We start from the raw sequence: 9,566 nt of genomic DNA, 5'->3' as shown, positions 1-9,566 counted from the left end.
GCCCGGGCGGCCTCCCGGCGGACCTCCTCCGGGGAGCGCCGGGCCCGCCGGGCCCCGTCGGCGGCGCGCCGCCAGGCCGGGCCGGCGGCCTCGGTGCCGAGTTCCAGCAGGTCGGACGTCGCGCGGTCGGACCCGGGCGGATCCGTCGGCGGACTGCCGCCCGCCGGGGAGGCGGCGAGCGCGGCAGTGCCCGCCAGCAGGGTCAGGGTGACGCCGATCCGGGCGAGCGAACGGCGGACGGATGACAGACGCACGTGGGCCCTCTCCCCCGGCAAGGGGGACGGATCCGCACACCGAGGAGGTCGCTGACGCCCGCCCGCGCGGGCGTCGATCACCCCTCCGGGGGCCCCAAATTAGGATGATCGCGCCGGGCGGTGCGAGCACCGTCCCCCGGACGGAGGCAAGGTGCACTCTTCCGGGTGACCGCCTGTCAGACCGTCCGGCGTACTCGGCAGATGAACGCCAGGACGGCTCGGCCCGTCAGTGGTGGCCGGTCACGCCGCCGTTGTCGCGGCGGTCCAGCGAGCGCTGGAGCGCGGCGGCGGCGAAGGGGTTCCGCTCGGCGGCCCGGCGGCGGCGCGGGGCGCGGACGGGGGTGGCGGCGGGAGTGGGAGAGACGTGGCGGTCGGCGGTGGAAGGCATACCGGACTCCTTGGAAGCGGCGCGCGAGAAGCGCGGCGGAAAAGACGGGGAGAACCAGGGGTGTCGCGCGCAGCGCGTCCCAAGAAGGGTGGCGGTGGGCGACGGGCGGGCGCGCGGAGCAGGGGTCGCCTGCCCGTGGGGGCGCACGCGCACACGGGCCGCGCGCCCTGGCTACAGGGGCGGCACACCGTATGGCTCTTCCACGGTACGACCCCGGACCGGCCGTGTCTGCACGAATACTTGGATTTCCTAGTATCTGAGACGGCAGTCACCCGGACGCACGCAACAGGGCCCGGACCACCGTCGCAACGGCGGTCCGGGCCCTGTCCGGGGCCTTGGAGGTCAGCCCAGGTCGACCGAGCGCGCGAAGCGGGCGCCGATCTCGGCGGCGATCGCCGAGAGGACCTCCTGCGGGATCTCGCTGTCCACGGTGATGGACGCGAGCGCGCCGCCGCCGTCCCGCGCGACCTGCATGCCGGCGATGTTGATGCCGGCGTCGCCGAGGTGCTTGCCGAGGACGCCGACGACGCCCGGGCGGTCCTCGTACTTGAAGAACGCCATGTGGTCGGTGAGCGCGACGTCCACGTCGAAGGCGTCCACGCCGACGATCTTCTGGGTCTGCTTCGGGCCGGCCAGCGTGCCGGAGATGGCGATCTCCTCGCCGTCGGCGAGCGTGCCGCGCACGGTGATGACGTTGCGGTGCTCGGGGCTCTCGCTGGAGGTGGTCAGGCGCACCTCGACACCGCGCTCCTGGGCGAACAGCGGGGCGTTGACGTAGGACACCGTCTCCGCCACGACGTCCTCGAACACGCCCTTCAGCGCGGACAGTTCGAGCACCTTGACGTCGTGCTGGGTGATCTCGCCGCGGACCTCGACGTCGAGCCGGACGGCGACCTCGCCGGCCAGCGCGGTGAAGATCCGGCCGAGCTTCTCGGCGAGCGGCAGGCCCGGGCGCACGTCCTCGGCGATCACGCCGCCCTGGACGTTGACGGCGTCCGGTACGAGCTCGCCGGCCAGCGCGAGGCGCACCGACTTGGCGACCGCGATGCCGGCCTTCTCCTGCGCCTCGTCGGTGGAGGCGCCCAGGTGCGGGGTGGCGACGACGTTGTCGAAGCCGAACAGCGGGGAGTCGGTGCACGGCTCCTTGGCGTACACGTCGAGGCCGGCGCCGGCCACCCGGCCGTCGCGCAGGGCGCTCGCGAGCGCCTCCTCGTCGACGATGCCGCCGCGCGCGGCGTTGACGATGCGCACGCTCGGCTTGACCTTGTGCAGCGCCTCGTCGCCGATCAGGCCGATCGTCTCGGGGGTCTTCGGGAGGTGGACGGTGATGAAGTCCGAGACCTCCAGCAGCTCTTCGAGCGAGACCAGCTTGACGCCCATCTGCGCGGCGCGGGCGGCCTGGATGTAGGGGTCGTACGCGACGATCTTCATGCCGAACGCGGACATCCGCTGCGCGACCAGGACGCCGATCCGGCCGAGGCCGACGACGCCGAGGACCTTCTCGCTCAGCTCGACGCCGGTGTACTTGTTGCGCTTCCACTCGCCCTGCTTGAGCGCGGCGTTGGCCGGCGCGATGTTGCGGGCGACGGAGATCAGCAGGCCGCAGGCGAGCTCGGCGGCGGTGACGATGTTGGAGGTCGGCGCGTTGACGACCATCACGCCGGCCTTGGTGGCGGCGGAGACGTCCACGTTGTCCAGGCCCACGCCGGCCCGGGCGACGACCTTCAGCTTGCGGGCCGCGGCCAGCGCCTCCGCGTCGACCTTGGTGGCGGAGCGGATCAGGATCGCGTCGACGTCGGCGATCGCGGTGAGCAGTTCGGTGCGGTCGGCACCGTTGCAGTGGCGGATCTCGAAGTCGGGGCCGAGGGCGTCGACGGTGGCGGGCGACAGCTCTTCGGCGATCAGTACTACGGATTTGCTCACGACAGTGTGTCCTTAACTGTCCGGTTCCCCTGGGCACGGCGGTGGCGTGTGAGGGCGGGGGAAGGTGGCATGCCGCGTAGGTAGACGCACGACGCTGTGGGCCTGACGCGCACTCGGAAGTGTATCGACGGGCAGAGTACGAGGCTGCTCCCGTCCGGCGAAATCACCCGGACGGGAGCAGCCTACTTGTACAAGGGAGTTGCGGAACGGGTCAGGCCTTCTCGTTGACCCAGCTCATCAGCGAGCGCAGCTTCTTGCCGGTGGTCTCCAGCAGGTGGTCCTCGTCGGCCTTCTTGTACTCGTTGTACTTGGGCAGACCGGCCTTGTACTCGGCGATCCAGGTGTTGGCGAAGGTGCCGTCCTGGATCTCGGCGAGGACCTTCTTCATCTCGGCCTTGGTGGCGTCGGTGATGATGCGCGGGCCGGTGACGTAGTCGCCCCACTCGGCGGTCTCGGAGACCGACCAGCGCATCTTCTCCAGGCCGCCCTCGTACATCAGGTCGACGATGAGCTTCAGCTCGTGCAGGCACTCGAAGTAGGCGATCTCCGGCTGGTAGCCGGCCTCGACCAGGGTCTCGAACCCGGCCTTCACCAGGGCCGCGGTGCCACCGCACAGGACGGCCTGCTCACCGAACAGGTCGGTCTCGGTCTCCTCGGTGAAGGTGGTCTTGATGACGCCGGCCTTGGTGGCGCCGAGGCCCTTGGCGTAGGACAGCGCGAGGGCAAAGGCGTTGCCGGTGGCGTCCTGCTCGACCGCGACGATCGCGGGGACGCCGCGGCCCTCCTCGTACTGGCGGCGGACCAGGTGGCCCGGGCCCTTCGGGGCGACCATGCAGACGTCGACGTCCGCCGGGGGCTTGATGAAGCCGAAGCGGATGTTCAGGCCGTGGCCGAAGAACAGGGCGTCGCCGGACTTCAGGTGCGGGGCGATGTCCGCCTCGTAGACGTCGGCCTGGATCGGGTCCGGCACCAGGATCATGATGACGTCGGCCTCGGCCGCGGCCTCGGCGGGGGTGACCACGCGCAGGCCGGCCTCCTCGGCCTTGGCACGGGACTTGGACTCGGGCTTGAGACCGACGCGGACGTCGGCGCCGGAGTCGCGCAGGGACAGCGCGTGGGCGTGGCCCTGGCTCCCGTAGCCGATGACCGCGACCTTGCGGCCCTGGATGATGGACAGGTCGGCGTCGTCTTCGTAGAACAGCTCGGCCACGGGGGCACATCTCCTTGCGTGATGGTTGCCGGGTACGCGGTGCCTACCGTATTCGCACCCGGCGGGGTGTGGGGTCTTTGTTCAGCGTGTGAGAAACGCCGGTTACGCGCTGCGGTCCAGGGCGCGGAGCGAACGATCGGTGATCGAACGGGCACCGCGCCCGATGGCGACCAGGCCGGACTGGACCAGTTCCTTGATGCCGTACGGCTCCAGCATCCGGAGCATGGCCTCCAGCTTGTCCGAACTGCCGGTGGCCTCGATGGTCACCGCATCGGGCGACACGTCGACGGTCTTGGCACGGAACAGCTGGACGATCTCGACGATCTGCGACCGGGTGTCGTTGTCGGCGCGGACCTTCACCAGGACCAGTTCCCGCTGGATCGCAGCGGACTGGTCGAGTTCGACGATCTTTATCACGTTCACGAGCTTGTTGAGCTGCTTGGTGACCTGTTCCAGCGGGAGGTCCTCGACGTTGACCACGATCGTCATCCGGGACACGTCCGGGTGCTCGGTCGGGCCGACGGCGAGGGAGTCGATGTTGAAGCCCCGACGGGAGAACAGCGCGGCGATGCGGGCGAGCACGCCGGGCTTGTTCTCGACCAGGACGGAGAGGGTGTGCTTGGACATGGGATTCCTCAGTCGTTCTGGGTAGGGACTTCAGTCGAGGTCGTCGCCGAAGTCGGGGCGGACGCCCTTGGCGAACTGGATCTCGTCGTTGCTGGTGCCGGCCGCGACCATCGGCCAGACCATGGCGTCCTGGTGGACGATGAAGTCGATGACGACCGGGCGGTCGTCGATCGCCATCGCCTGCTCGATGACCGCGTCGAGGTCCTCGGGGCGCTCGCAGCGCAGGCCGACGCAGCCCATCGCCTCGGACAGCTTGACGAAGTCGGGGATCCGGGTGCCGCCCTGCTCCGGCGGCTCGACGCCGTCGTGGCCGGGGCCGGCGTGCAGCACGGTGTTGGAGTAGCGCTGGTTGTAGAACAGCGTCTGCCACTGGCGGACCATGCCCAGCGAGCCGTTGTTGATGACCGCGACCTTGATCGGGATGCCGTTCAGGGCGCAGGTGACCAGCTCCTGGTTGGTCATCTGGAAGCAGCCGTCGCCGTCGATCGCCCAGACCACGGCCTCCGGACGGCCCGCCTTGGCGCCCATCGCGGCCGGGACCGCGTAGCCCATGGTGCCCGCGCCGCCCGAGTTGAGCCAGGTGGCCGGCTTCTCGAAGCGGATGAACTGCGAGCTCCACATCTGGTGCTGGCCGACGCCGGCCGCGTAGATGGCGTCCGGGCCGACGATCCGGCCGATCCGCTCGATGACCTGCTGCGGCGAGAGCTCCCCGGCCGGGGCCGGCTCGTAGCCCAGCGGGTAGGTCTTCTTCCACTCGTCGAGCTTCTGCCACCACTCGGTGTAGTCGCCCTTGTGGCCGGCGTCGAACTCGGCCTGCACGGCGACGATCAGGTCGGCCAGCACCTCGCGGGCGTCACCGACGATCGGCACGTCGGCCGGGCGGTTCTTGCCGATCTCGGCCGGGTCGATGTCCGCGTGGACGACCTTGGCGTACGGGGCGAAGCTGTCCAGCTTGCCGGTGACGCGGTCGTCGAAGCGCGCGCCGAGGGTGAACAGCAGGTCCGCCTTCTGCAGCGCGGTGACGGCCGGGACGGTGCCGTGCATGCCGGGCATGCCCAGGTGCTGCGGGTGGCTGTCGGGGAAGGCGCCGAGCGCCATCAGCGTGGTGACGACCGGGGCGCCGGTCAGCTCGGCCAGGATCCGCAGCTCGGCGGTGGCCTGCGCCTTGATCACGCCGCCGCCGACGTACAGCACCGGGCGCTTGGCGCCCACCAGCATCTTCGCGGCCTCGCGGATCTGCTTGGCGTGCGGCTTGGTGACCGGGCGGTAGCCGGGCAGCGAGGTCTCGACCGGCCAGCGGAAGGTCGTGGTGGCCTGGAGGGCGTCCTTGGCGATGTCGACCAGGACCGGGCCGGGGCGGCCGGTGGCCGCGATGTGGAACGCCTCGGCGATCACCCGGGGGATCTCGGCGGGGTCGGTGACCAGGTAGTTGTGCTTGGTGATGGGCATCGTGATGCCGCAGATGTCCGCCTCCTGGAAGGCGTCGGTGCCGATCGCCTTGGAGGCGACCTGGCCGGTGATCGCGACCACCGGGACGGAGTCCATGTAGGCGTCGGCGATCGGGGTCACGAGGTTGGTCGCGCCCGGGCCCGAGGTGGCCATGCAGACTCCGACCCGGCCGGTGGCCTGGGCGTAGCCGGTGGCGGCGTGGCCCGCGCCCTGCTCGTGGCGGACCAGGATGTGGCGCACCTTGACCGAGTCCATCAGCGGGTCGTAGGCGGGGAGGATGGCCCCGCCCGGGATGCCGAACACGGTGTCCGCGCCCACGGCTTCGAGCGAGCGGATGAGCGACTGGGCGCCGGTCATGGTCTCGACGACGTGCTGGGGAGCGGGAGCGTGGGCGGCCGGGTTGTCCCCGCGGCGGGGGGATGCGGCGTGCTCGGTCATCTGCCTGTCTCTTCTCGGGTTTTGCCGGCCCGGTGGTGCGGGCCCCGAATGCTGCGAGGGTGGGGTCCCGGTCCGGGCCGATCGCCGGCTCTGCCTCAATCGTCCCGCTTTTCCCCGTTTCCGTGGGGTTCGCGGAGCAGTTGTGGCCAGGGGTCTTGCGTGGATGGAACAGCGTCAGTGCAACAAAAAACCCCTCGTGCCAAGGGCATGCGAGGGGTGGCGCGTCGGTCTGTCACAAGCGGGACGTGCGTGCCCGCTCAGCCGACGCGCCCGCCAAGTACGAGAATTCGGGTGCGCATGGCAACGACCTTCCTCCCGTGCGGGGTCACGTGTCAAGCAGGTGGGACGGCCGTCTCGCCATGCGGACCCCCGCCCGGACCTGCCACGGCCCGGTGTTCGGGCTGGTCACAGGCCCCGTGGTGAGGTACGACACGCCCTCCGGGAGGCTCCCCGCGGCCACTCGTCCGGGTGTCCGCGGCCAGGTACGCGCGGCGGGCGGAGAGCGAGCCGAGCGGTCTGGGCAGCGGGTAGCCGCGGCGCACCAGGGCGCGGCGCAGCCGGGCCTCGTCGAGCGGCGGGGCGAAGGCCGAGCCCTGGCCCTGGCGGCAGCCGAGCTCCTGGAGGGCGGCGATCTGCCGGGGCAGGTCGACCCCCTCGGCGCCGGTGTGCAGCCCGAGGTCGCGGCCGAGGCGCAGCGCGTGCCCGGCGAGGGTGCGGCTGAGCGCGGACTCGCCGAGGTCCTGGACGAGGCTGCGGTCCAGCTTGAGGCCGTCCAGCGGCAGCCGGGCGAGGGCGCCGAGCGAGCCGCTGCCGGCGCCGTAACCGGCCAGGACGGTGGCGACGCCGAGCCGGCGCAACGCCGCCAGGCGGCGGCCGAGTTCGTCGGCGAGGGCGTCGGGGCCCATCCTGGCCACCTCGATCACCAGCTCGCCGGCCGGCAGCCGGTGCTCGCGCAGTGCGGCGGCGACCGTCTCGTACAGTCCGGGCGAGCACAGGCGCTCGGCGGAGAGGCGGACCGCGACGGGCACCGGCGCGGGGCCCGAGCGGGAGAGGGCGGGCAGGCCGCGCCGGTCCGCGGCGGCGGCCACCGACTCGTGGACCAGCCAGCGGGCGAACCGGGTGGCCGCGTCGCCGTGCTCGGCCGAGCGCAGGAACTCGGCGGGGGTGAGCAGCAGGCCCTTCGCCGAGCGCCAGCGGGCCTGCGCCTCGACGCCGGTCACGGCGCCGCTGGCGAGGTCCACCACGGGCTGGTGGAGCAGCGTGAAGCCGCCCTCGCGGACGGCGACCCGCAGCCGCTCGTCCAGTTCGGTGCGGCGCTCCAGGTCGGCCCGCATGGCGGGGCTGTAGAGCACCACCCGGCCCTTGCCCTCGGACTTGGCCCGGTACATCGCGAGGTCGGCGTTGCGCATGAGCTCGTCGGCGCCGGTGCGCGGGTCGGCGGCCGGGCCGCGCTCGGGGGTGCCGAAGGCGATGCCGATGCTCGCGGCGACGGCGAGTTCGGCGCCGCCGATCCAGTACGGCTCGGACAGCGCGACCCGCAGCCGCTCGGCGAGCTCCTGGACCTGGAGGCGGCCGAGCGGGCCGCACACCAGCGCGGCGAACTCGTCGCCGCCGAAGCGGGCGACGGTGTCCCCGCAGCGCACGGCGCCCTGGAGGCGGCGGGCGGCCTGCACCAGGAGCTCGTCGCCGACCTGGTGGCCGGCACTGTCGTTGACCGCCTTGAAGCCGTCCAGGTCGAGGAAGAGCACGGCGATCCCGGCGCCCGGCTCGCCCCGGCCGCCCTGCCGGTCGCGGGCGGCGAGGGCGGCCCGCAGCCGCTGGGTGAACAGCGCCCGGTTGGGCAGGTCGGTGAGCGGGTCGTGGAAGGCGTTGTGCTGCAACTGGGCCTGCAGCATGACGCGTTCGGTGACGTCCCGGCTGTTGAGGATCAGCCCGTCGCGGTGCCGGCTGACGGTGGACTCGACGTGCAGCCACTCGCCGCCGCCGGAGCGGATCCGGCACTCGACCCGGGCGGACGGCTCGGCGGTGCCCGGCGAGCGGTGCGCGGTGAGGCGGACCCGGGCGAGGTAGCGGCGCACCTCGCCGAGCACCCGGTCGAGGTCCTCGGGGTGGACGAGGTCCAGCAGGTTGCCGCCGACCAGTTCCTCCGGGTCGCGCCCGTAGACGCCGAGCGCGGCCGGGGAGACGTACGAGAGGACGCCGTTGGCGCCGGCGATCATGATGACGTCGCTGGAGCCCTGCACCAGGGAGCGGAAGTGCGCCTCCTTGTGGGCGAGTTCCTGGGCGAGCGAGAGGTTGTCGAGCAGCATCACGCCCTGGCGCAGGATGAGCGCGAGGCCGACGGTGCAGGCGGCCGCGGCCACCACCCGGTCGAGCTGGCGCCCGCCGAGCGCGTTGTAGAGGATCCCGGCGGTGCAGACCGCCGCGGCGGCGTACGGGGTGAGCGCGCTGAACGTGGTGGCCACCCGGCGGCGCGGCAGGCCGCCGGCCGACGGGTGCTCGCGCAGCGGGCGGCGCCAGCGCGGCGACCACGGCGCCCAGGCCAGCAGCAGGCTGCCGGAGAACCAGCCGGCGTCGAGGAGTTCGCCGGAGTGGTAGCTGCTGTGCAGCGCCGGGGAGGTGAACAGGGCGTCGCAGATCACGGTGACGGCGAGCGCCATCATCGCGGTGTGCACGGCCGCCCGGTTGCCGTCCCGGCCGCCGAAGCGCAGCCCGACCACCAGGCTGACCAGCAGGATGTCCAGCACCGGGTAGGCCAGTTTGAGGGCCAGGGTCAGCACCGAGCCGCCCTCGCCGGCGGCGATCCGGCCGAGCGCCAGGCTCCAGCTGAGGGTGAACAGCGAGCCGGCGATCAGCCAGCCGTCCAGCAGGAGGCAGAGCCAGCCGGCCGCGGAGCGCGGTCGCTGGGCGAGCACCAGGATGCCGGTGATGGAGAGCGGGGCGAACAGCAGGAACGCGTACGCGGCGAGCGAGTCCTGCGGCAGGGCGGTGCGCTCGACGAGCTCGTACCAGCCCCAGGTGCCGTTGCCGAAGGCCACGGTGAGCGAGGAGAGGCCGAACAGCAGCCAGGCCGGCCGGGCGTGGCCGCCGACCGTGCAGCCATACACCAGGCAGGACAGGGCCGCTGCGAGGGCCGCCGCGGCGAGCCCGAAATCACCCATGAAGACCGCGAGTTGGTGGGATCCCCAGCCGGTCGCGGCGCCGCACGCGTAGCCGAGGCAGAGGGCGCCGAGGGAGAGGCCGGGCAGGGCGCGGCCCTCCCGCAGGCGGCGTAGCG

The 9,566-nt window shown here is 72.3% G+C and carries 7 protein-coding genes; all 7 read right to left on the bottom strand.

Annotated elements, in window-relative coordinates:
• The coding region (locus tag AB0O00_RS21440; RefSeq protein WP_363654077.1) for a hypothetical protein at positions 1 to 254 on the bottom strand (254 nt) is incomplete at its 3' end.
• 226 nt (positions 255 to 480) lie between these two features.
• Positions 481 to 642: a hypothetical protein gene (locus tag AB0O00_RS21435; protein ID WP_363654075.1), complete on the bottom strand. Its 162-nt coding sequence runs from the start codon at positions 640 to 642 to the stop codon at positions 481 to 483.
• Between the two features lie 342 nt (positions 643 to 984).
• On the bottom strand, positions 985 to 2,565 hold the full coding sequence (gene serA / locus AB0O00_RS21430) for a phosphoglycerate dehydrogenase (protein ID WP_363654073.1): 1,581 nt from the start codon (positions 2,563 to 2,565) through the stop codon (positions 985 to 987).
• Between the two features lie 211 nt (positions 2,566 to 2,776).
• Entirely contained in the window at positions 2,777 to 3,775 is a 999-nt protein-coding gene (gene ilvC / locus AB0O00_RS21425) for a ketol-acid reductoisomerase (protein ID WP_363654071.1), read from the bottom strand.
• Positions 3,776 to 3,877: 102 nt separating this feature from the next.
• Positions 3,878 to 4,402, bottom strand: a complete 525-nt coding sequence (gene ilvN, locus AB0O00_RS21420; RefSeq protein ID WP_363654069.1) for an acetolactate synthase small subunit — start codon at positions 4,400 to 4,402, stop codon at positions 3,878 to 3,880.
• Positions 4,403 to 4,432: 30 nt separating this feature from the next.
• Positions 4,433 to 6,289, bottom strand: coding sequence for an acetolactate synthase large subunit (locus tag AB0O00_RS21415; RefSeq protein ID WP_363654067.1), 1,857 nt, complete (start codon positions 6,287 to 6,289; stop codon positions 4,433 to 4,435).
• A gap of 332 nt (positions 6,290 to 6,621) precedes the next feature.
• On the bottom strand, positions 6,622 to 9,555 hold the full coding sequence (locus AB0O00_RS21410; protein ID WP_363654079.1) for an EAL domain-containing protein: 2,934 nt from the start codon (positions 9,553 to 9,555) through the stop codon (positions 6,622 to 6,624).
• Positions 9,556 to 9,566: the final 11 nt, after the last annotated feature.

The sequence above is a fragment of the Kitasatospora sp. NPDC093558 genome, assembly GCF_040683475.1.
In the GTDB taxonomy this organism is placed as follows: Bacteria; Actinomycetota; Actinomycetes; order Streptomycetales; family Streptomycetaceae; genus Kitasatospora.
This window is presented reverse-complemented; position numbering and strand designations above follow the sequence as displayed.

What these genes read in the sequence shown, in the direction of transcription:
- ilvN (WP_363654069.1), bottom strand. Translation starts at nt 4,402, where the DNA reads ATGTCCAAGCACACCCTCTCCGTCCTGGTCGAGAACAAGCCCGGCGTG.
- AB0O00_RS21435 (WP_363654075.1), bottom strand. Translation starts at nt 642, where the DNA reads ATGCCTTCCACCGCCGACCGCCACGTCTCTCCCACTCCCGCCGCCACC.
- AB0O00_RS21415 (WP_363654067.1), bottom strand. Translation starts at nt 6,289, where the DNA reads ATGACCGAGCACGCCGCATCCCCCCGCCGCGGGGACAACCCGGCCGCC.